Annotated in this window: 20 protein-coding genes and 2 tRNA genes; 12 read left to right on the top strand and 10 right to left on the bottom strand. The window is 45.3% G+C overall.

Going from position 1 to position 21,559, the window contains the following annotated elements:
• The first annotated feature begins 65 nt into the window (after positions 1 to 65).
• From L1076_RS23240 to L1076_RS23220, 5 genes are all read left to right on the top strand, one after another.
• Positions 66 to 142 (top strand) — tRNA-Asp (locus L1076_RS23240).
• Positions 143 to 177: 35 nt separating this feature from the next.
• Positions 178 to 254: transfer RNA gene (locus tag L1076_RS23235), tRNA-Trp, on the top strand.
• A 206-nt stretch (positions 255 to 460) separates the two neighbouring features.
• Positions 461 to 793, top strand: coding sequence for a DUF1904 domain-containing protein (locus L1076_RS23230; RefSeq protein ID WP_038869523.1), 333 nt, complete (start codon positions 461 to 463; stop codon positions 791 to 793).
• Positions 794 to 805: 12 nt separating this feature from the next.
• A complete protein-coding gene (gene mepA / locus L1076_RS23225; RefSeq protein ID WP_038869524.1) occupies positions 806 to 1,642 on the top strand; it encodes a penicillin-insensitive murein endopeptidase in 837 nt (278 codons plus the stop codon).
• A 335-nt stretch (positions 1,643 to 1,977) separates the two neighbouring features.
• A complete protein-coding gene (locus L1076_RS23220; protein WP_009705551.1) occupies positions 1,978 to 2,286 on the top strand; it encodes a hypothetical protein in 309 nt (102 codons plus the stop codon).
• A 41-nt stretch (positions 2,287 to 2,327) separates the two neighbouring features.
• On the opposite strand, the gene L1076_RS23215 is transcribed toward L1076_RS23220, so the two are convergent.
• The 3 genes from L1076_RS23215 to rdgC all read right to left on the bottom strand — a co-directional run bounded on the left by L1076_RS23215 (position 2,328) and on the right by rdgC (position 5,065).
• Complete coding sequence (locus L1076_RS23215) at positions 2,328 to 2,582, bottom strand: YfhL family 4Fe-4S dicluster ferredoxin (protein ID WP_005445273.1); 255 nt, start codon at positions 2,580 to 2,582, stop codon at positions 2,328 to 2,330.
• Between the two features lie 2 nt (positions 2,583 to 2,584).
• Positions 2,585 to 3,985 carry a tRNA 5-hydroxyuridine modification protein YegQ gene (gene yegQ / locus L1076_RS23210; protein WP_237304549.1) on the bottom strand — a complete coding sequence of 467 codons (1,401 nt, stop codon included), beginning with the start codon at positions 3,983 to 3,985 and terminating at the stop codon, positions 2,585 to 2,587.
• 165 nt (positions 3,986 to 4,150) lie between these two features.
• Positions 4,151 to 5,065, bottom strand: a complete 915-nt coding sequence (gene rdgC, locus L1076_RS23205; RefSeq protein ID WP_038878364.1) for a recombination-associated protein RdgC — start codon at positions 5,063 to 5,065, stop codon at positions 4,151 to 4,153.
• Positions 5,066 to 5,289: 224 nt separating this feature from the next.
• On the opposite strand from rdgC, the gene phoB reads away from it, so the two are divergent.
• Genes phoB through L1076_RS23190 form a run of 3 tightly spaced genes read left to right on the top strand, consistent with a single transcriptional unit; the run spans position 5,290 to position 8,283 of the window.
• Positions 5,290 to 5,979 (top strand): phosphate regulon transcriptional regulator PhoB, encoded by a 690-nt coding sequence (phoB, locus tag L1076_RS23200; protein WP_038869529.1) that lies wholly within the window; start codon positions 5,290 to 5,292, stop codon positions 5,977 to 5,979.
• A gap of 40 nt (positions 5,980 to 6,019) precedes the next feature.
• Positions 6,020 to 7,318, top strand: coding sequence for a phosphate regulon sensor histidine kinase PhoR (gene phoR, locus L1076_RS23195; RefSeq protein WP_237304548.1), 1,299 nt, complete (start codon positions 6,020 to 6,022; stop codon positions 7,316 to 7,318).
• Positions 7,318 to 8,283: a phosphate ABC transporter substrate-binding protein PstS family protein gene (locus L1076_RS23190; RefSeq protein ID WP_045404985.1), complete on the top strand. Its 966-nt coding sequence runs from the start codon at positions 7,318 to 7,320 to the stop codon at positions 8,281 to 8,283. The genes phoR and L1076_RS23190 overlap by 1 nt, the downstream gene beginning before the upstream one ends.
• Before the next feature lie 34 nt (positions 8,284 to 8,317).
• Here the strand turns inward: L1076_RS23190 and ppx are convergent, their stop codons facing one another.
• Together ppx and ppk1 are read right to left on the bottom strand one after the other, a co-directional pair.
• Entirely contained in the window at positions 8,318 to 9,823 is a 1,506-nt protein-coding gene (gene ppx / locus L1076_RS23185) for an exopolyphosphatase (protein ID WP_038869534.1), read from the bottom strand.
• Positions 9,807 to 11,897, bottom strand: a complete 2,091-nt coding sequence (gene ppk1 / locus L1076_RS23180) for a polyphosphate kinase 1 (protein WP_045404980.1) — start codon at positions 11,895 to 11,897, stop codon at positions 9,807 to 9,809. Before ppk1 ends, ppx begins: the two co-directional genes overlap by 17 nt.
• Positions 11,898 to 12,105: 208 nt before the next feature.
• Here ppk1 and L1076_RS23175 point away from each other — a divergent pair, with 208 nt between their 5' ends.
• From L1076_RS23175 to phoU, 4 genes are read left to right on the top strand one after another with little or no spacing between them, the layout of a single operon-like run.
• The gene (locus L1076_RS23175) at positions 12,106 to 14,310 is read left to right on the top strand and encodes an ABC transporter permease subunit (protein WP_237304547.1); all 2,205 of its coding nucleotides are present in this window, start codon (positions 12,106 to 12,108) and stop codon (positions 14,308 to 14,310) included.
• Positions 14,311 to 14,337: 27 nt separating this feature from the next.
• Entirely contained in the window at positions 14,338 to 16,011 is a 1,674-nt protein-coding gene (gene pstA, locus L1076_RS23170; protein WP_038878380.1) for a phosphate ABC transporter permease PstA, read from the top strand.
• A 2-nt stretch (positions 16,012 to 16,013) separates the two neighbouring features.
• Positions 16,014 to 16,832, top strand: a complete 819-nt coding sequence (pstB, locus tag L1076_RS23165; RefSeq protein WP_005424834.1) for a phosphate ABC transporter ATP-binding protein PstB — start codon at positions 16,014 to 16,016, stop codon at positions 16,830 to 16,832.
• 31 nt (positions 16,833 to 16,863) lie between these two features.
• Entirely contained in the window at positions 16,864 to 17,562 is a 699-nt protein-coding gene (gene phoU / locus L1076_RS23160) for a phosphate signaling complex protein PhoU (protein ID WP_038869541.1), read from the top strand.
• A 3-nt stretch (positions 17,563 to 17,565) separates the two neighbouring features.
• Here phoU and L1076_RS23155 read toward each other — a convergent pair whose 3' ends face one another.
• The 5 genes from L1076_RS23155 to L1076_RS23135 form a co-directional block, all read right to left on the bottom strand.
• Positions 17,566 to 18,045 (bottom strand): hypothetical protein, encoded by a 480-nt coding sequence (locus L1076_RS23155; RefSeq protein ID WP_039977023.1) that lies wholly within the window; start codon positions 18,043 to 18,045, stop codon positions 17,566 to 17,568.
• Positions 18,046 to 18,098: 53 nt separating this feature from the next.
• Positions 18,099 to 18,737, bottom strand: a complete 639-nt coding sequence (locus tag L1076_RS23150) for a YadA C-terminal domain-containing protein (protein ID WP_237304546.1) — start codon at positions 18,735 to 18,737, stop codon at positions 18,099 to 18,101.
• Between the two features lie 137 nt (positions 18,738 to 18,874).
• On the bottom strand, positions 18,875 to 19,807 hold the full coding sequence (locus L1076_RS23145) for a LysR family transcriptional regulator (protein ID WP_237304545.1): 933 nt from the start codon (positions 19,805 to 19,807) through the stop codon (positions 18,875 to 18,877).
• 9 nt (positions 19,808 to 19,816) lie between these two features.
• Complete coding sequence (ppk2, locus tag L1076_RS23140) at positions 19,817 to 20,593, bottom strand: polyphosphate kinase 2 (protein ID WP_038878390.1); 777 nt, start codon at positions 20,591 to 20,593, stop codon at positions 19,817 to 19,819.
• A gap of 66 nt (positions 20,594 to 20,659) precedes the next feature.
• On the bottom strand, positions 20,660 to 21,403 hold the full coding sequence (locus tag L1076_RS23135; RefSeq protein WP_237304544.1) for a copper homeostasis protein CutC: 744 nt from the start codon (positions 21,401 to 21,403) through the stop codon (positions 20,660 to 20,662).
• Positions 21,404 to 21,559: the final 156 nt, after the last annotated feature.

The raw sequence follows: 21,559 nt of genomic DNA, 5'->3' as shown, positions 1-21,559 counted from the left end.
AATTTAGTTTTTGCCTTTTTAAGAAGGTGAAGACAAAAACTTAGACTTAAATGTTTAACCAGTGCGGAGCGGTAGTTCAGTTGGTTAGAATACCGGCCTGTCACGCCGGGGGTCGCGGGTTCGAGTCCCGTCCGCTCCGCCACTTATTCGAGAGTCGTCTCATTAAACACGAACTACAGGGGTGTAGCTCCAATTGGCAGAGCAGCGGATTCCAAATCCGCGTGTTGGGAGTTCGAATCTCTCCACCCCTGCCATATTTAAGGCTCTAGCAGAAATGCTAGAGCCTTTTTCGTTTTATCACTTTTCTGCTTCTGCTTCTGCTTCTCCCTCAAATTGTCAGTCATACTTATGTCTCGCGGTATGTGTGCTATTTTGTAGTGCATAGCTAGTGCTCAACGTGATTAGAAGGTGACTTCCTGTTATTATCGGCGCTGAATTCTAATAATTAGGAAGTTATGTTATGCCACATCTTCGATTTCGCGCAGTAGAGCCTCAAACCGTTCAAGCTTTATCAAAGCCTCTTACTGACGAATTACAGCCATTAATGGAATGTCCTCGTGAAGACTTCACGTTTGAATACATCTACAGTACTTTCTTCAGTGAAGGTGAAGTAAGCAGTGCATATCCTTTTGTTGAAGTTCTATGGTTTGACCGTGGGCAAGAGACTCAGAATAAAGTGGCTAAAGCGATTACTGAGCAAGTTCGTGGTATTGCCGGTGAAGATATCGATGTTGCGGTAATTTTCTCTGCACTCTCTCCTAAAGGCTACTATGATAATGGTGACCACTATTAGGGAATGAGCGTGATGAAGCTGAGTCTTTCTTTTTGTTTAAGTTTTCTATTCTCAGCTTCTCTTTCTGCTACTCCGTGGGAGCAGGTCTCTGGTCCCACAAATAACACATCCTCTTCTATCGGCAGTTATGCGAATGGCTGTTTAGATGGTGCTTCTCCTCTCCCGCTTGATGGTATTGGTTATCAGGTTTTACGCAGTAAAACGAAGCGTTACTATGGGCATCCTCATACAATAAGCTTTGTTGAAGAGTTAGCGAAAAAAACCAGTAAAGATCTCAACACAACGTTACTTATTGGGGACTTATCCCTAGCTCGTGGTGGACGTTTTTCTTCTGGCCACTCTAGTCATCAAACTGGCCTAGATATTGATATTTGGCTGCGATTGGCCGATGAACCGCTTTCTTATAATGAGCTTCAACTTCCGAAACCCATGAGTGTCGTCGATCTTAAAAAATACAAGATTCTAGAACACCGTTGGGAAGATAGGCACTTTGAACTGATTCGAAGTGCCGCGAAGAGTCAAGATGTTGCTCGTATCTTTGTTCATCCAGTGATTAAAGAGCAGTTATGTAAGCAAGAAGGTGAGAAAGACCGAAATTGGTTACGTAAGGTTCGGCCTTGGTGGGGGCATCATTACCACTTCCACGTGAGATTAACTTGCCCTGAGTCGAGCTCTAATTGTGTTAACCAAGCGCCACCACCTGCAGGAGATGGCTGTGGAGCAGAGTTAGCAAGTTGGAAGCCGAAAGCAACGCCTCCACCTGTGACCAAAAAAACTAAGGTAACGCCTAAACCGAAGAAGAAAAAGATACTGCCAACACAATGCCAGCCGCTCATTACGCAGAAATAAGTGGTGAGTCCTACCAACGAAATACCAAATATGCTTTCCCTGGATCTCTATTATGAAACTGGAGAAAGATCATACTTTTGTCTACAGTGAATAATACCAGTACAAAAACTGACCTTTAGGTTTTTGTGGCATATTATAGAAATCTTATATAAACAAAGAGTTGCATTATTTTTAAATGTTGTGGCAACTCATATTAAGAAAGATCTTTTCGTCGCGATTCTCTGATTTCTTAGCAATATGTCTGTTGGTTGGTGAAAGACAAACGACAACGCAGACAAGTGTATTGAGGTGGGTAAGGAGGCTTTTCCCATCGAGAGTTAATCAAGGATAAAACCATGACTATGATTTGTGCAAAAGAGTTTGCAGAGTGGTTAAGACACAGATTTAGCAGTGATACTAAAGGAGTCTTTTTGACTCGAGAGGATGTTAATCACCTGACTGGGCGCCAACGCCTTGACCCAGGTTTTGTTAATGACGTGCATTACGAGCTGATGCAATATGGAATGGCTTTCGTTACTGATACTAGTAGGGAGAACTTTTATCTGATCCCTGTCTCGCAAGCTGAAAATTGGCGCGAGAGGTTAGAGTATCACTTCGAGAAAGAGCTGTTTTGTAATATCTATCCTATCGAAAAATCGGGTTAAAAAAAGGTTCAACTTTGTCGGCAAAGTTGAACCTTTTTCGATTACGCTAACCCTTGAATAATTACAAACTTCTCTAGCAATTGCTCTTCAGTTTCGACATGATTCGGGTCGGTGATAATGCATTTCGTAATAGGACACACTGACTGGCATGTTGGCTTTTCGTAGTGACCTTTACACTCTGTACATAGAGCAGGGTCAATCTCGAAAATACTGTCACCCATAGTAATTGCACCGTTAGGGCATTCTGGGTCACACATGTCGCAGTTGATGCACTTATCGGTAATAAGTAGTGCCATGATTACTTACCAGTTGGGTTACGGGTATCCTGACCTGCATTTAAGTTACGCATCAACAGGCCGTATTCCAGATTCATATCCTCTGGTACAGGGATAAATACGAAGTGGCCGTTACCTTTTGCGTCTTCAATTGATTCTGACTTACGGTTTTCCATCGCTTCTAGCGTAAAGATTACGTTACCTTTTGGCGTCATTAGCTCTAGGCTGTCACCAACGATGAACTTATTCTTAACTTCTACTTCTACCATGTCACCACGGCGCTTACCTGTGAACTCACCAACGAATTGCTGAGCATCTGATACAGAGTAGCCGTAGTCATAGTTTTGGTAGCTGTCGTGAGTGTGACGACGTAGGAAGCCTTCTGTATAACCACGGTGAGCTAGGCTCTCCAATGTGCCCATTAGGCTTTCATCGAATGGCTTACCAGCGACCGCATCATCGATTGCTTTACGGTAAACCTGTGCAGTACGAGCACAGTAGTAGAACGACTTAGTACGGCCTTCGATCTTCAATGAATGAACGCCCATCTTAGTTAGGCGTTCAACGTGTTGGATTGCGCGAAGATCTTTCGAGTTCATGATGTAAGTACCATGCTCGTCTTCGAACGCTGCCATTTTTTCTTCTGGGCGATGCGCTTCAGAAAGCAGAACGACTTCATCGGTTGGTTTGCCGCGACCGATGGTTGTCTCTGGACGCTCGTCAGCGACTTCGATTGCTTGTGCTTCCGTTGGGTCAAATTTTTCTACGATGTCGCCAGTGTCGTTTTCTTTGCCTTCTTCTACTTTGTATTCCCAACGGCATGCGTTAGTGCAAGTACCTTGGTTAGGGTCACGTTTGTTGATGTAACCAGACAGTAGGCAGCGACCAGAGTAAGCCATGCATAGGGCACCGTGAACGAAAACTTCTAATTCAGTTTCAGGACAGTGCTCACGAATTTCTTCGATTTCTTCTAGAGAAAGCTCACGAGAAACGATCACACGCTCAACGCCGTTTGCAGCCCAGAACTTCACTGTTGCCCAGTTTACTGCGTTCGCCTGTACAGACAGGTGGATTGGCATTTCTGGGAACGCTTCGCGAACCATCATGATAAGACCTGGATCAGACATGATAAGTGCGTCTGGGCCCATTTCTACCACAGGTTTAAGGTCGCGGATGAAAGTTTTAAGCTTAGAGTTGTGCGGTTGGATGTTACATACCACGTAAAGCTTTTTGCCTAGGGCATGCGCTTCGTTGATACCAATTTGTAGGTTTTCGTGGTTGAACTCGTTGTTACGTACACGAAGGCTGTAGCGAGGTTGGCCTGCGTAAACTGCATCTGCGCCGTAGGCGAATGCGTAACGCATATTTTTAAGGCTACCTGCTGGGGATAGTAGCTCAGGTACGAATACTTTCTCTGTTGTCATTGCTCAATTCTCTTATATCTGATCACAAGTCAGGCCAATTCCACCTCATGGAAATGGGGCGCAAATTTTACGTCAAAATGTGACCTGTGACTAGGAGAATTATGGTTTAGATAAACAAACGCCCTCAAAAAAAGTGAGGGCGTTATGGTTAATCTTTATACGAAATTAAGCGTTAGGGTTTGGCAGACCGCCCAATGCTTCGTATAGATTTGGTAGGAAAGCGCTGAACTCGCCACACATCAGAGAGAAGTCTGCATCGAAGCGAGCTGCTTGATCTTCACGCGGGATATCGTCGTTTTGATCTTTAAGTTCGTCGGAGAACTTAAGACGTTTGATGCCAGAATCTTCTGCCATGATGAATTCGATACGATCTTGCCAGTTTAGTGCTAGCTTAGTCACCACCTTATCCGCTGCGATGTGGTTGCGGATTTCATCAGTTGTCAGTTCTTGCTTCTTACAACGAATCACACCGCCTTCTTCTAGCACAGACTTAAGCTCAGCTTCGTCCATCATAGAAATGCCTTGTGGCGTGTCGCCAGTTTTCACCCATTCAGTCAAGGTCGTTTCAATCGCGACTTCAGGGATTGCAGGCACAACAGGTAGGCTACCCATTGTTTTACGTAATAGTGCCAATACATCTTCTGCTTTTTTATAGCTGCTTGCATCAACAAGGATGAAGCCTTCTTTTGGCATGATAAGCACGTGAGTATGGCTACTGCGGCTAAATGCGCGTGGTAGTAGATCCATCACGATGTCATCTTTGAGGTTGTCCTTCTCTTTCTTCTTGAGTGGGCGACCTTCTTGCGCTTCCATTGCTTCAACTTTGGCATTCAATGAATCTTTGATCACTGATGCAGGAAGCATTTTCTCTTCTTTCTTAGCGCAAACAAGAATGCGGTTTTCAGAAACGTGCGTCATCATGTCGCCGTGTCTGCCCATTGCACTAACCCAACCAAATTTTTGTTTATCTTGGCTGCCACAAGGGGTAAATCGGAACTCTGAAAGTTGAGTTTCTAGTTGATCGGCGTTGAAGCTAACCTCACGGTTAACACGGTATACCAGACAGTTTTTAAACCACATAAATCTTCTCTAGGCTTGATGACAAGGGACTAATCATAGGGAATTTTCCGACTGATGTCCTAATAGAATTGAAAAAGATCATGATGAATCTCAAAAGAAACTTATATGAAAATTTGTTTTCAAAGGTCACAAAAGTGTCATAATTGATGGTAATAATGCTTATGCATAGAGGGGCGCTTGGTCTCTTAAATTCATTAGCTTAACTAACATAAGGTTACTCAATTATGTCTAGAAGGATTCTGGTTGTTGAAGACGAAGCTCCAATTCGCGAAATGTTGTGCTTCGTGCTTGAACAGAAAGGTTATCAAGCAGTAGAAGCAGAAGATTATGATACTGCGGTAACTAAACTGGCTGAACCCTTCCCAGATTTAGTGCTACTAGATTGGATGTTACCTGGTGGTAGTGGCATCAACTTCATCAAACACATGAAGCGTGAAGAGTTAACACGCAATATTCCTGTCGTAATGCTAACAGCTCGCGGTGAGGAAGAAGACAAGGTTCGTGGCCTTGAAGTTGGTGCAGACGATTACATTACTAAGCCTTTTTCACCAAAAGAGTTAGTGGCTCGCCTTAAAGCGGTTATTCGCCGAGTAACGCCAACAGCGCTTGAAGATGTGATTGATGTACAAGGTCTGAAGTTGGACCCTGTTTCTCACCGCGTGACCGCAAATAATGAAGCGGTTGATATGGGACCAACAGAGTTCAAAATGCTGCACTTCTTTATGACGCACCAAGAGCGCGTTTACAGTCGTGAACAACTGCTAAACAACGTTTGGGGCACCAACGTGTATGTTGAAGACCGTACCGTTGACGTACACATTCGTCGCTTGCGTAAAGCACTTGAAGCGGCAGGTCACGACAAACTAATCCAAACCGTTCGTGGTGCAGGTTACCGTTTCTCGACGAAGGCATAACATCGCTAGCAGCTTATCAATACCATTTCTGGAGTAATGAGTGGTTGAAAGATTAACTTGGAAAAAGCTGGCCTGGGAGCTGGCTTTTTTTTACACCCCTTGGGTGATCATAGGATGGATATTCGGTTATATGCCGTGGTTGCTTCTGGCGGCCACGGCTTTGCAGCTTGTCTGGCATCTGCATAATCAGGTTCGCTTATCGGCTTGGTTATGGGATGAAAAGCGTCTGACTCCACCATCAGGTAGTGGTAACTGGGAATCTTTGTTTAACGGTTTATACCGCTTACAACAACGTCAGCGTCGAAAACGTAAAGAGCTCACCAATTTAATTCGCCGTTTCCGTAATGGTGCTGAATCGCTACCGGATGCGGTAGTGGTTTTTCGTGCTGAAGGCAATATTGTGTGGTGTAACAAGCTTGCGCAGCACCTTTTAGGATTCCACTGGCCAGAAGATTCTGGACAGCCTATTTCTAATCTCATTCGTACTCCTGATTTTATCAAGTACATCAACAAGCAAGATTTCTCTGAGCCGCTAGAAATGAGCTCGCCGCTCAACGTCGAACGTATGTTGGAATTGCGTATCGTGCCTTACACCGAAGGCGAACATTTGATGGTGGTACGTGATGTGAGCCAGCTTAAACAGCTTGAAGGTATGCGCCGTAACTTTTTCGCTAACGTATCTCATGAACTGCGTACCCCTATGACGGTACTGCAAGGCTATTTAGAGATGACGGAAGATCCAGACATGATCGTTGGTCCAATGTGGAGTAAAGCACATGGTGTAATGACCGAGCAGCTAAACCGAATGAACAGTTTGGTGAACCAGTTATTAACGCTGTCTAAGATCGAAGCGGCGCCAATGCATGAGCTAGAAGACGTTGTGAACGTACCAAGTATGTTAGAAGTGCTTGAGAAAGAAGCGGTCAGTTTGAGTGGTGATGATCAGCACCAGTTGACTTTCGATGTTGATTCTAGCTTACGTGTCCTTGGTGATGATGACCAGTTACGCAGTGCTATCTCCAACTTGGTTTACAACGCGGTGAAGTACACCCCTCCAGGTGCTCACGTTAATGTCCGCTGGTATCAAACCGCACAAGGTGCTTGTCTAGAGGTTGAAGACAGCGGTGATGGTATTGAGCCACAACACTTACATCGATTGACCGAACGTTTCTATCGCGTGGATAAAGCACGCTCTCGTGATACGGGGGGCAGTGGTCTCGGTTTGGCCATCGTGAAGCACGCATTGAGCCACCATGACTCTCACCTCGAAATCTACAGTGAAGTTGGTGTCGGCAGTAAGTTCTCTTTCATCCTACCAAGTCGTTTGGTGGTGAAGTAATGAGTGTCGTATCCAAAGCTATTAAGAAAATCACTCTAGCCATGTTGGTGCTCTCCAGTGTGGCATTTGCACAAGACCAACCGTTGCCGAATTATCAAAAGACGACGGGTATTGCGGGTAACTTATTGTCTGTCGGCTCAGATACGTTAGCAGGCATGACCACGCTTTGGGTAGAAGAGTTTAAATCTATCTACCCGAACATTAATGCTCAGGTTCAGGCGTCTGGTTCATCGACTGCGCCACCGGCGTTAACGGAACAAACGGCGCAATTCGGTCCAATGAGTCGTTCAATGCGTATGCGTGAAATCGAAGCATTTGAGCGTGTACATGGTTACAAGCCAACGGCACTTCGTGTTGCAATTGATGCGATTGGCATCTTCGTTCATCAAGACAACCCAATCAAAGGGCTTAACTTTCATCAGTTGGATTCGATGTTCTCGGCGACATTGCGCTGCGGTGAAAGTGAGTTCATCACCAACTGGCGTGAGTTAGGCATCAAAGCCGAGTGGGCAAAACGTAACTTGCAGCTGTTTGGGCGTAACTCAGTATCGGGTACGTACGGTTATTTTAAAAGTAATGCCTTGTGTGGCGGTGATTTTAAAACTCGTGTGAACGAGCAACCGGGATCTGCATCAGTGGTGCAGTCTGTAGCATCTACGATTAGTGGTGTAGGTTATTCAGGCGTAGGCTATCGCGTGGCGGGTGTTCGTTTAGTCCCAATTGCGAAAACAGGCACAGATTACGTTAGCCCTGTGCGTGAAAATATCATCTCAGGTAAGTACCCACTATCACGTTACCTCTATGTATACGTGAATAAACATCCTGATTACCCGCTAAGCCCAATTGAAGCTGAGTTCATTCGCTTTATGTTCTCTGCCCAAGGGCAAGCGCTGGTTGCGAAAGATGGTTATGTTCCGATTACTGCCGATTTCGCTGCAGAGGAATTAAAAAAGGTCGGTTTATAAGCCGACCTTTTTCTTTATCTCATTGAGTTCGTGGTTAGAAGTTCAATGCCCATCCTGCGCTTTCCCAGCGTTGCTGTTCTTCCTGCAAATCTGCATCGAGCAGCTTGTTGTTCTCCAACCAATCTTCTTCTACGCAGGTAAGTACCCACTTATCTTCTTGTATCGATAGTGTCAGCTCAGGCAGCGGATCATCATTGCGTTGACCGTTGACCACAATGGCTAGACGCAGAACCTTAATTAAGTTGATGATGTCACTCTCTTTGTAGAGATTGAACTCTGGGAACTCATTAAGCTTGAGGGATTTACGTTGGAAGCGAGCTAAAGTCGCCAATACCAATTGCTGTTCGCGGTTAAAGCCGGGTAAGTTGGAGTGCAGCAGAATGTAGAATGAGTGACGATGGAAACCGCGCAGACTGATGCTCAAGCCGACTTCATGCAGCAAAGCAGCCCATTCTAGTAAATCAAACAGTTCACTCTTCTTCTTGATACCAAGTTCAGAACGAACATTGCACAGCATCTCTCTTGCATGACCTTTTACGCGCGCTGCGTGTTCGATATCAACGCGATGTTGTTTTGCTAGATTTTCTGTGGTGCGCATACGAATATCAGAACGGGCGAAGCGTTCTTCCATCTCGTAAAGCAGACCTTCACGTAATGCGCCATCCGAGAAGAACATCTGGTTAATTTTTAGTGATTGGAAGATGGCAGACAAAATGGCTACACCAGCGGCGAAGACTGGCTTGCGTTCATCTGTCAGACCAACAAGCTCGATATCATCAATGGACTCAAATTCGCACAATGTGTCGATGAGCTTACCCAAACGCTTGTTGGTGATCAGCCCATCTTCATGACCCAATCCAATCAAGACTTCGCGAATCGCTTTAATAGTACCTGAAGAGCCGAGGGCAATATCCCAGCCTTTCTTGCGGTATTTTGCAGCAATGGACTCCATGCGTTGCTCTGCGGCGAGAATCGCTTTGCTGAAGTTCTTCCGCGACAGTTTGCCGTTATTGAAGAACTGCTCGGTAAAGCTTACACAACCCATTTGCTTGCTGTTCAGAAGCTCTGGGTCAAACTCTTGACCAATGATCATCTCAGTACTGCCGCCACCGATGTCGACGACCAGTTTGGAGTTAGATTCCGCTTGAGTATGTGCGACGCCGAGATAGATGAGGCGAGCTTCTTCTTCGCCCGGAATAATTTCAATTGGAAAAGGCAGCACCTCTTTGGCTCGTTGGATAAAGAGATGGGCGTTGTTAGCACGCCTTAAAGTGTGGGTGGCTGCAATTCTTACGTTTGAAGCTTCAAAGCCTTGCAAGCGTTCGGCGAACATCGCGAGGCACTCAAGACCTCGTTCCATTGCTGCATGGCTAAGATTGAGCTCTGAATCGAGTCCGGCAGCTAACCGTACGCGTTGTTTATGGCGACTGACAAGTTGAAGATCACTACCGACAACTTTCGCTACCACCATATGGAAACTGTTTGACCCGAGGTCAATTGCAGCGATATGGCGTACATCTTGTTCAAGTATTTGAGGCATCGGCTTTTTGTTTTCTTATTTGCTTCTCTATATTTTTAAGATAGTCGTAGATGGCAACTTGTGAGCGAACTTTTTTACGATTACCTCGCGGTACGTAGCTGTTACTCATCTCTTTATCTATCAGGCGAGCTTTTACTGTATCGGTAAAGTGAATGTTAGTTATATCAATAATCCTCTGTTTCAAACGTGGATCACGGACGGGGGCTGCAACTTCAATTCGATGATCGATATTTCGAGTCATCCAGTCCGCTGAGGAGATGTACACCTGTGGTTCGCCGTCATTGTGAGTAATTACCACGCGAGGATGCTCTAGGAAGCGATCGACGATACTGATGATCTGAATGTTCTCGCTCACCCCTTCAATGCCTGGGACCAATGAGCACATACCACGAATGATCATCTTGATTTTTACTCCAGCATTACTCGCGCCGTAGAGTTTATTGACGATGCCTTTATCGACGAGGTTATTGACCTTGATGGTCAGTGCTGCTTTTTTTCCTGCTTTGGCATTGGCAATTTCGTTGTCAATTAAGCGATATAATTGTGTTCGTGAGTTTCGTGGAGAGACAATCAAATGATTGAACTTCACCGGACGGTATGGATTTTCGATATAGCCAAATACATTTCGTACCTCATCGGTGAGTTCTTGATCGGCGGTCAGCAAGGTAAGGTCCGTGTACACTTGTGCTGTTTTCTCGTGAAAGTTCCCAGTACCAATGTGAGCGTAGCGAACAATCTCTCCGTCTTCACGACGGCTGATTAGCAGTAACTTGGAGTGAATCTTAAGACCAGGGGCGCCGAAGACGACATGTACACCAGCCTCCGTTAGTATTTTGGACCACTCGATATTCGCTTCTTCATCGAAGCGAGCTTGCAGCTCCACAACAACGGTGACTCCCTTGCCATTATGTACAGCATCGATCAACGAGTTCATCAAACGCGAGTCTTTGGCGACGCGGTAGATGTTGATCTTGATGCTTAGGACTTTAGGATCGAACGAGGCTTGTCGAACCAATTCCGAAATATGATCAAAGGTATGATAAGGGTAGTGCAGCAGTATATCGTTGGCTTTGATGGCTTCAAAACTGTTTGCATAGCCCTCAAAGTCTGCACACTTCATTGGCGGCATCGGTTTGTTTTCTAAATAATCTCGGCCAACGTTAGGAAAACCAATAAAGTCTTTGAAATTATGATAGCGCCCACCAGGGATGAGGTTGTCGTAATTAGAAATCTGTAGTTTTTTGCATAAAAAATCGAGCATCTTTTGCGGCATATCTCGCTCATATACAAAGCGTACAGGTAAGGCGGTAAGACGTTGATTCACCCCTTCAGACATTTGTTCAAGCAGGCTAAACTCAACCTCGTAACGCAAGTCGTACTCAGCATCACGGGTCATTTTCATCGCATAGCCGTTAAGAGCATCGTATTCGAAAAAGCCTTTAAAAAGTTCATCAAGGCAATAGCGAATAATATTGTCGAGTAAAATGATCGTTTTACGTCGCTTGCCTTTTTTTTCAGGCAACATAACAAAGCGAGGTAAGTGATCGGTTGGGATCTCAATTAAAGCGTATTGGGATTGATCGCCTTTTTGCAGATCGACCGTAATGTAAGCGTATTCGTCTTTAAGAAACTGCAGAACATCAATGTCTTCTTTAATAAGAAGAGGGGTAATGTGCGGCATGACTTCTTTACGAAAATACTTGGTTACCCAACGTTTTTGTGTGTCATCTAATTGGTGCTCATTAACTAAAAAAATCCGACGTCGTGCCATTTCACGTATTAATTCACTGTATAATTCATCGAATTGTTCGTTTAGCTTCAACGCTTTGGTTTGCATCTTTGTTAACAAGTGCTTAGAGTTGTCGCTTCCACCGCGTTCTTGGCTGATCAAGATCCGACGTTTTACATCCGCAAAGCGTACTTTATAGAATTCATCTAAGTTATTGGAAAATATCCCGAGAAATCGAATTCGTTCAATGAGAGGGACGGTTTTGTCGGCAGCTTCTTGTAGTACTCGTTCGTTGAAAGATAACCAACTAAGTTCTTTTTCTATATAGAGTTTTTCTGCGCTCATAACCTTACCTAGCCTAAAAAAGAGTGAATCCGCACTCATCGAGGGATAAAAGAGGAGTGTGAACATTATGAGTTTTTCATTACAGATTTATTTCATACTACGGCATGCATAAGAGTTGTATTCTTTTCAGTCGTTTAATGTGATCTGTAATATAATTGTCATCTTAACGACATATTCTAGTACTAAGTCAAAAAGGGTAGAGAGATCAATGGCACAAGCCGAGTTTTCATTGCAGGAAAAAGATAAGAAGCGATTGATCAAAGATCGTTTAGTTCGATTTGCAGTGACATCTGGTGGTGTAGGCGTTCTTGCTGCTCTTGTGTTGATCTTCGTTTACCTTGCGATGGTGATCATTCCTCTGTTTTCTGATGCAGAGATCGAAACCAATTATGCCGCTCGTGCTACCCAAAGCGGGAAACCTCTCGCAATTTCAGTCGATGACTATTCTCAAATTGGACTGGTGTTAACCCAGTCGGGGGAGGTTCGTTTCTTATCGCTGGATCACCCGAGTAAGCCAGCTTTATACACACAGCAAATGGCTCGCAACCCTGTTGCGTTTGCTCAATCTGCCCCTGGTTTAGGTTGGTATGGATTAGTTGATGAAAATGGTTTCGTTCACCTTTTTAAGCCAGAATTTAATGCGACACTAAGAGAAAATACCCGTCCACCGGAGGTCATTCCTTTTCATTCTGGCATGGATATGCAGCTAACAAATGCCAGCGATCCGGTAACACAGTTTGTTTTTAGTGCTTCGACCCAAACCCCAACGTTAGTATGGCAGACTCAGACAGGAGTGCTTAAAGCTCGCTGGCAAGAGCCACAGCTATTAGACGCACCGCCGAGCACCATTGATTACACTTTTTCATCAGGTTTTGATTCGCCCGATCAAATGTTACTAACACCTGACGGAAAGAATTTGTACCTGCGTAATGGCTCCGAGCTGATTGTGTTAGTGAAAGGAGAAGATAAGTTCTCTGTGCGTGAGGTCATCGATCTTACTCAAGGTGATACTAAACATTCGGTGAGAACCATTGACTTATTAGCTGGCGCTTATTCCATCTTGGTTACTCATAACGATGGTCACGTTTCTCAATGGTTTGATACCCTACAAGGTGATCAACGCACCTTGACGCACATTCGTGAATTCAAGTTGGCATCGGAGCTTAAGTACTTGTTGCCGGATTCCCACCGTAAAGGTTTTTACAGCTTCTACACTAACGGAACGTTGCAGAGCCATTACACCACCAGCGAGAAACTGGTGCTGTTTAAGCGTGCATACAAGCAGGCACCTGTGATGGCGGGAATGTCGAATAACGAGCGTTATCTAATTACTTGGCAAAATGACGAGTTAAATGTGGCGTTCGTTGATAACCCATACCCAGAAGTATCGTTGTCATCTTTATGGCAAAAAGTGTGGTATGAAGGTTACCCTGAGCCAGAGTTTGTATGGCAGTCGACCTCGGCCAGTGATGATTTCGAAGCGAAATTCAGCTTGGTTCCTATTGCGTTTGGGACCATTAAAGCGGCGATGTTCGCGATGTTATTCTCGGTACCTTTGGCGGTACTAGGAGCGATTTATACGGCTTATTTTATGTCGCCTCGAATGCGTCGTGTGGTAAAGCCTTCAATTGAGTTAATGGAAGCTTTGCCGACGGTTATCATTGGTTTCCTTGCCGGGCTTTGGTTCGCTCCGATTGTGGAAGACCACCTGATTACCGTTGTGGTGATGCTGTTTGTTTTGCCTCTGAGCACCATGGTGATGGGCGGACTATGGGCGCTGATCCCACAACCAATACGTAACCGTCTGCCAAACGGATGGCATGCTTTGGTGTTAATGCCTTTGATTTTGCTGTTGATTGGTTTAGGTGTGTGGGTATCGCCAATGCTTGAGCAAGCCTTCTTTGGTGGTGACATGCGTTTGTTCCTGACTGATCATGGTATTGGCTTTGACCAACGCAACGCGCTGGTGGTTGGTTTAGCGATGGGCTTTGCGGTTATCCCTACGATTTTTACCATTGCAGAAGATGCAATTTTCTCAGTGCCGAAGCACCTATCGGATGGCTCATTAGCTCTGGGAGCCACGCCATGGCAAACCTTGATTTATGTCGTCCTGCTGACAGCCAGTCCGGGGATTTTCTCGGCAATCATGATGGGGCTTGGTCGCGCTGTGGGGGAAACCATGATTGTGTTAATGGCGACGGGCAATACACCATTAATGGATTGGAACGTGCTAGAAGGCTTACGTAGCTTGTCGGCAACCATTGCGGTTGAATTGCCAGAGTCGGAAGTGGGCAGTTCTCACTACCGATTATTGTTCCTATCAGCATTAATTTTGTTTGTCTTCACCTTTGCGGTGAATGCATTGGCGGAATGGGTTCGTCAAAGACTGAGAGATAAATATCGTGCGTTGTAATCAGTTAACGAAAGAGCGAGTAATAGCGTGTTAAATTGGATTCGTTCTGGCGCACCTTGGATATGGTTAACTGGGGGAGCGGTAAGCATCAGCTTGCTTTCTGTCCTTGGTTTATTGCTGTTGATTGGTTGGAAGGGACTCACATACTTCTGGCCCGCGCCACTTTATCAATGGAATGTTGCTGCGCTGACTCCTGTGCAGGGCGAAGTGTTGCATGAAAACTCGACTCTTGTTGGTCAAGTTTACGAGCGCAGTTTTGTACCAAGAAGTTACCTACCAGAAGATGCGGCGAATAAACTCGAGGATGATGAAGAATTCGCGACGCGCTTAAACATTAAAATTGCTAACCGTGAATTGTATCCATCAGATTTTATTTCTGTGCTGAAAATACAGTTGGATGACCCGACGACGCCGAGTGAATGGGCGGTGATCGAACGCAGCAGTGGTGGCTACTTCTTCGGTAAATTTGTAGCCTTCCAAGACGGGGAAAAACGCTACGAAAACAACATCCAAACGCTTTTGGATCAGAAGCTCGATGATGCAGAAACCTTACATCATGAAATTGATATGTTGGTGGATGATCAAGTAAAAGACTTGGGGTGGCAGTTAGAGCAGCTTCGCTTAGATAAACGCAAGCACGAGCTCAACGACACCATCACGGATGAGTTTTTGGTGAACAATAGCCAACGAAAAGCCGAAATTGAAGCGGAACTCGCGAAGCTAGATACTCAGCTTGATGGGTTACGTTTAGGCTTCTCTGATTATTCTCTCATTGTCGAAGACATGACTGGAACTCAGGTTGCGATTCCGTTAGAAGATATTTTGGACTACTGGTATCCAAACCAAATGTCATTACCTGAGAAGGTTGCCCATTGGGGTAAACAGGTTTGGAAGTTCTTATCCGAAGACCCTCGCGAATCGAACTCTGAAGGTGGTGTTTTTCCGGCAATTTTCGGTACGGTTTTCTTGGTTATCATCATGTCTATCATCGTGATGCCATTGGGCGTAGTTGCGGCGATTTACTTACATGAGTATGCCAAGAACAATGCTCTTACTCGCGTGATTCGTATTGCAGTTATTAATCTTGCTGGTGTTCCTTCGATCGTTTACGGCGTGTTTGGTTTAGGCTTTTTTGTTTACACTATTGGCGCCTCTATCGATAACCTGTTTTACGCCGAGCGATTACCTGCTCCAACCTTTGGCACGCCTGGCTTATTGTGGTCAGCACTGACTCTGGCTGTCTTGACGTTACCGGTGGTGATTGTCACCACGGAAGAAGGCTTAACCCGTATTCCTAGCTCTGTTCGTCATGGTTCGTTGGCGTTGGGCGCAACGCAGTTCGAAACGTTGTGGCGTGTGGTATTGCCTATGGCAACCCCTGCGATCATTACAGGTTTAATTCTCGCAATTGCCCGAGCTGCGGGGGAAGTGGCACCATTGATGCTGGTGGGCGTTGTGAAGTTAGCTTCTAGCTTGCCAGTGGATGGGCAATTCCCTTATGTGCACTTGGACAGAAAGTTTATGCACCTAGGCTTCCACATTTACGATGTTGGCTTCCAGACTTCGAATATCGAAGCTGCGCGTCCGCTGGTTTACGCGACTTCTTTCTTACTCGTGACGGTTATTGTCGGACTAAACTTAACAGCAATCAGCATTCGTAATAATCTGCGAGAGAAATACAGAACTTTAGGACAAGATTAAGCATGTTTAACTTTGATAATACATTGGGTTACGAGCCACCATTGGATGTGCATAACCTGACGGATGAACAAACGGCTATCTCGATTGAGAACCTTAATCTTTTCTATGGTCAGGCTCAGGCGCTACATGATATCTCCATGCGTATTCCGAAAGGGCGCGTAACGGCGTTCATCGGCCCGTCAGGTTGTGGTAAATCCACACTGCTGCGCTGTATCAACCGAATGAACGACTTAGTTGAAGGTTGTAAAGTGACGGGTAAAGTACGTCTGCATGGTAAGAACGTCTACAACCCAAGTGTGGATGTCGCCACGCTGCGTCGCCGAGTTGGCATGGTATTCCAGCGCCCAAACCCATTCCCTAAGTCGATTTACGAAAACGTGGTTTATGGCCTTCGTCTGCAAGGTGTGAAGAACAGTCGCATGTTGGATGATGCGGTCGAGCGTTCATTACGCTCTGCGGCATTATGGGACGAAGTAAAAGACCGTCTGCATGAAAACGCATTTGGACTTTCTGGCGGCCAACAACAGCGTTTGGTGATTGCTCGTGCCGTCGCTATCGAACCTGAAGTTCTATTATTGGATGAACCGACATCGGCATTGGACCCAATATCAACTTTAACTATTGAAGAGCTTATCAATGAGCTCAAGACTCAATATACTGTGGTTATCGTTACCCATAACATGCAACAAGCAGCGCGTGTCAGTGATCACACTGCATTTATCCATATGGGTAAGTTGATTGAATACTCGGATGCGGATTCGATTTTCACTTCTCCAATGAAGAAACAAACCGAAGATTACATCACCGGTCGTTACGGTTAAGTTACGATCTCTTAAGGATTAAAGGAAAGCCATGCACTTTGGACGTCACATCTCAGGACAATTTAACGTAGAGCTAGAATCGATTCGTACCCATGTACTTACCATGGGCGGCTTGGTAGAGCAGCAACTCTCGTATGCTATTCAAGCCTTGCATAAGGAAGATATCGAACTGGCGCGTAAAGTTGTGCGTGATGATCATAAAGTGAACGCGATGGAAGTGTCTATTGATGATGCTTGTACCCGTATCATTGCCAAGCGTCAGCCAACTGCAAAAGACTTACGTTTGATCATGGCGATTATTAAGACCATCACCGATCTTGAGCGTATTGGTGATGTTGCGACGCGCATTGCTTATGTCGCAATTGAAAGCCCATCATCGCAAGAACGTCAGTTTCATGTATCGTTAGAGCCACTATGTCGTCAAGCGATCCAGATGCTACACCAAGTGTTAGATGCATTTGCGCGTATGGACGTAGAAGCCGCAGCAGAAGTGCATAAGCTCGATGATAAGTTGGATGCGGAATACGAAGCGGTGATTCGTCAGTTGATGACATACATGATGGAAGACCCGAAAAATATTCCGCATATCCTGCAAGTGATGTGGTCGGCACGTGCCATTGAGCGTGTGGGCGATCGTTGTCAAAACATCTGTGAATACATCATTTATTTCGTGAAAGGCAAAGACGTACGTCACCTTGGTGATCAAAGCATCGATGACGTACTGAAGTAAGTCTTAAAGGCGCAGGCCAAAGCCCAGAGAAAAGTTAATTGCCGTATCAGTAAAGGTGTGGGTTTTATCGTTCATGAAAACGTCTAAATCCGCCCCTGCTCTTACCGACAATATTGGGTTAACTTGGTATACGTAAGCGCCACCAATACTCAATCCGTTCGCATCTCTTCGTTCATTGCGATACGTTCCATCGTACTGCGCTAATCCTAAGCTCGCTTGAAATCCCATCTGAGGTTGATGACCAAATAAGTGTTGAAAGCCAATACGGTAGGCGTCAATGGTTTCATCATAATTACCGCTCTTATAAGTAATCTGAGAGTAATCAAAATACAGCGCATCAAAGCCCGCAATATCGGTTGCCCCCAGTTGGATACCAGCCCCTCGAAATGAGCCAATCTTAACTTCTGGAGAAACATAAATACCTGAAGCTTGGACGCTAATAGGAGCGAGAATAAGGGCAGCGAGAAAGAATTTGCGTTTCATAGAGTTACCTAAATAAAAGCCTTCCTTGGCTATGGACTTATTGAGTGCAGTTTTTATCTAAAGCTAATTTGGACACCAACGCCGCCAGCAACGTCAGAGGAGGAGTACTTACCCGATGATTCGTAGTGGAAGGTGCCTGATAAACTAACTTGGTCTGTTAGACCGTAAGCACCGCCAACCGCGACCGCTTCTTTGCTACCTGAGAAGCCAACACCTGCACCGATAGCCAGTTCACCACTTGTCGCGTAAGGTCGAGCATTAGTGACAGCATGTAAGCTTGCTCGGATTCCGTCCATTTGTTCTGCTTGCTGGTTTAAGCGGTAGTTGTATTCTGCAGCCAAGCCTTCTAAGTGGTTTAGACGGTCATCCGTTGGATTATTTTCGATAGGGTTTGATGGCAGCTGTGGCGTTGGGCGATCCGGAACATGAGGAACGCCATTATCTACTTCTGGAAGCGTTGGATGTTCAGGCGCCGCTTCAATTGGTGGTGTTGGCGGTAAATCTGGGCGTGGACGATCTGGCACACCAGGAACACCGTTATCAACTTCTGGTAGAAGAGGTTGCTCTGGCACACCTTGAATTGGGTTGGTTGGAATGCCTGGATTTGGGCGATCTGGGATAACAGCTGCAATTGAGCAGAAAGATGCAAGAAGGGTGTAAGCAGCGGTAAGCTTTACAATTTTTTTAGACATGTCTGAACTCTCAATAAGTAAACGAGGGACAGCATCCTTACTGTAAGCAATCGCTTTTTGTTATTTCCCTTAAAGCAGGGCTATCTTATTGAGAAGTATGATTTATGACTAAATGGCTATCATTATCTCGGTGATAATCAAATCTTATCAGACTGTAATTTTAGGCCTTGTTGAATAAGCTCTGTTAACCATTTTACTAAAGGGTTATTCCGGTTTCGGACGTGCATGTGGCAATGTACAGACTTCATTTGTGGTTGACCATTGATGGTCAAATCGACAGCCCTTAAGCCCGGAAACTGCTCTATAGGAAATAGATTGGAGTGAGGTAAATACATATCGGTATGTTTCACCACATCAATGATCGCCATGACTAACTCAGAGCGAAATCCAATTGTGTGCTCGATACCCATTTCGGTAAGAAGTTCAGATGCATAGCTAAATTTGTCGTTCCACCCTGGAGAAATTAAAGAAGCAATTGGGTAGCCGCTAAGATCACGTGGCTCAACGTGAGATTTTGTGACTGGGTGACCCTCTCGAACCAAAATTCGTCCTTTCAAATCGAGTACTTTAGGTGCATAAATCTCTTTGTTTGCCAGAAGTAATTCGTAGTTTACGCCCATCAGGGTTTCACCCTTTAAGATCTCATCCACAGTACTGTTTGACCAACCGACCAGTTCAAGTTGGGCGTTAGGGGCTAATATTCTAATTTGTTCGAAGAGGAAACCGGGCAAGCAAGTCATTGTAATTGGCGCAAGCGCAATACGTATTTTGTTGTCCACTTCGATAGGATCAAACTGATGGGAACGATTAACTGCGGCAGCTAAACCATCGAGGTGCGGCGTAATATCGTTGGCGAGAGATTCGGCGAAAGGTGTCGGTTCAAGACCTGTTTTTACTTTCACAAACAGTTCGTCATCAAAGTGATGACGCAGTTTTTGTAATGCTTGGCTGATTGCTGGCTGCGAGACCAATAGACGTTGTGACGCTTTACGCATGTTTCGCTCTTGCATCAAAATCATAAAGGTTTTGAGTAAGTTCAGATCAAGGGTATGAAACAAGTCTTTCGCCATGGTGTCTCTCTAGTATTTATCAGGGACAAAGGTTTGATCGTCGATAGGGGCACGAACATAACCTTCTTTACTCAGCTCTGGTAATTCGATAACGGGATGCTCAAGTTCTTCGTACTCGACTTGGCTGAGTAAATGACTGATACAGTTCAGCCGAGCTTTCTTTTTATCATCAGAAGGGACCACCCACCAAGGACAGTTTTTCGTGTCTGTGTAGGCAAACATCTTATCTTTTGCTTCTGAATATTCTGCCCAGCGGTTACGTGATTCCAAATCCATCGGGCTGAACTTCCAACGTTTGATAGGGGTATTGATACGTTCTAAAAAACGCTTTTCTTGTTCTTCATCGGAGACTGAAAACCAGTACTTAATTAAGATGATGCCAGAGCGTTGCAACATGCGCTCGAATTCAGGGCAGGAACGAAGGAATTCCTCATATTGGTCGGGAGTACAAAAGCCCATGACTTTCTCTACACCGGCACGGTTGTACCAACTGCGGTCAAACAACACGATTTCTCCGGCAGCAGGCAGGTGTGCCACATAGCGCTGGAAGTACCATTGTGTTTTTTCTTTTTCTGTTGGGGCGGGAAGGGCTGCGATACGGCAGACTCGAGGGTTGAGTTTTTCAGTGATGCGTTTGATGGTGCCACCTTTGCCAGCGGCGTCGCGTCCTTCAAACAGTACCACGACTTTAAGCCCTTTGTGTTTGACCCACTCTTGGAGCTTAACTAATTCAATTTGCAGATGTTCTAGTGCTTCTTCGTATTCCTTTTTCTTCAGTTTCGCCATGTTTCCTCCCGTCCTTAGTTATCAATATGTTAGCACTCAATAACCAAAGACGGGATTTGAAAGCGCTTAATTGAGAGCTGTTACCATGTTCGCGATAGCTTCAGTGTTAGTGACTGGAATCGAAAAGTCATTCACATCGGCAGCGCCCATTTTGCTTTGCTCGGCAATAAAGGTCATGTGGCTCGGGCGAGTTGTCTTACCAGATAAATGCACTTCAGTGACTTTGGCTTGTTCCACGATCTGGCCAACATTGTCTGCATTGACACCGGCGCCCGCCATGATCGCAATACGTCCCTGCGCTTGCTCAACCAAAGCTCTAAGCACATCGATCCCTTGTGGTGCTGAAGGCGCAAGTCCCGAAGTCAAAATGCGTTCACAGCCTAAGCTGATCACTTCTTCTAACGCTTTTTCAGCATCGCGACACTGGTCAAAGGCACGGTGGAAAGTCACGCCCAATCCGAAAGCTTGGGCAAATTCACACAACGCTGTCGCGTAAGGCATATGAATGTCGCCGTCTTGAGTGAGCACGCCGAGCACGACACCATTCAAGCCCGCTTGTTTAGCGGCTTCAATATCCCAACGCATCATTTCGATTTCTTCCTCACTGTAGAAGAAGTCACCTTGGCGAGGGCGAATCATCGCGTAAACCGGAATAGTAGAGAGTTTAGCGGCTTGCTGCATAAAGCCATAGCTTGGGGTTAAGCCACCCAAAGCAAGTGAAGAGCAGAGCTCGATGCGGGTTGCACCACCGGCAATCGCGTTGTGGAGAGATTCAATGTTATCAATACAGACTTCAAGTTGAGTGTTCACGAGGTTGTCCTGAATTATTGTAATTACAGCAAATACTAGCAGGACGAAAAGGGATAATCTGTACTGAGACCGAGGGAAATAGAGGTAAACTTTTTGCGTGATGCTTGCCTCTTTTGCTTTTCCAAAGCGCAGATAAAAAGAAAGCCCAGAGCGAAC

The sequence above is a fragment of the Vibrio sp. MMG023 genome (genome assembly GCF_021654215.1).
GTDB classification, from domain to species: domain Bacteria; phylum Pseudomonadota; class Gammaproteobacteria; order Enterobacterales; family Vibrionaceae; genus Vibrio; species Vibrio jasicida.
Note: the sequence above shows the minus strand (reverse complement) of the source record. Positions and strands in the feature narration are given on the sequence as shown.

Bases quoted from the DNA above. Each gene is read 5' to 3' on its own strand.
- L1076_RS23230 (WP_038869523.1), top strand. From the start codon at position 461: ATGCCACATCTTCGATTTCGCGCAGTAGAGCCTCAAACCGTTCAAGCT.
- mepA (WP_038869524.1), top strand. From the start codon at position 806: ATGAAGCTGAGTCTTTCTTTTTGTTTAAGTTTTCTATTCTCAGCTTCT.
- L1076_RS23220 (WP_009705551.1), top strand. From the start codon at position 1,978: ATGACTATGATTTGTGCAAAAGAGTTTGCAGAGTGGTTAAGACACAGA.
- L1076_RS23215 (WP_005445273.1), bottom strand. From the start codon at position 2,582: ATGGCACTACTTATTACCGATAAGTGCATCAACTGCGACATGTGTGAC.
- yegQ (WP_237304549.1), bottom strand. From the start codon at position 3,985: ATGACAACAGAGAAAGTATTCGTACCTGAGCTACTATCCCCAGCAGGT.
- rdgC (WP_038878364.1), bottom strand. From the start codon at position 5,065: ATGTGGTTTAAAAACTGTCTGGTATACCGTGTTAACCGTGAGGTTAGC.
- phoB (WP_038869529.1), top strand. From the start codon at position 5,290: ATGTCTAGAAGGATTCTGGTTGTTGAAGACGAAGCTCCAATTCGCGAA.
- L1076_RS23190 (WP_045404985.1), top strand. From the start codon at position 7,318: ATGAGTGTCGTATCCAAAGCTATTAAGAAAATCACTCTAGCCATGTTG.
- ppx (WP_038869534.1), bottom strand. From the start codon at position 9,823: ATGCCTCAAATACTTGAACAAGATGTACGCCATATCGCTGCAATTGAC.
- ppk1 (WP_045404980.1), bottom strand. From the start codon at position 11,897: ATGAGCGCAGAAAAACTCTATATAGAAAAAGAACTTAGTTGGTTATCT.
- L1076_RS23175 (WP_237304547.1), top strand. From the start codon at position 12,106: ATGGCACAAGCCGAGTTTTCATTGCAGGAAAAAGATAAGAAGCGATTG.
- pstB (WP_005424834.1), top strand. From the start codon at position 16,014: ATGTTTAACTTTGATAATACATTGGGTTACGAGCCACCATTGGATGTG.
- phoU (WP_038869541.1), top strand. From the start codon at position 16,864: ATGCACTTTGGACGTCACATCTCAGGACAATTTAACGTAGAGCTAGAA.
- L1076_RS23155 (WP_039977023.1), bottom strand. From the start codon at position 18,045: ATGAAACGCAAATTCTTTCTCGCTGCCCTTATTCTCGCTCCTATTAGC.
- L1076_RS23150 (WP_237304546.1), bottom strand. From the start codon at position 18,737: ATGTCTAAAAAAATTGTAAAGCTTACCGCTGCTTACACCCTTCTTGCA.
- L1076_RS23145 (WP_237304545.1), bottom strand. From the start codon at position 19,807: ATGGCGAAAGACTTGTTTCATACCCTTGATCTGAACTTACTCAAAACC.
- ppk2 (WP_038878390.1), bottom strand. From the start codon at position 20,593: ATGGCGAAACTGAAGAAAAAGGAATACGAAGAAGCACTAGAACATCTG.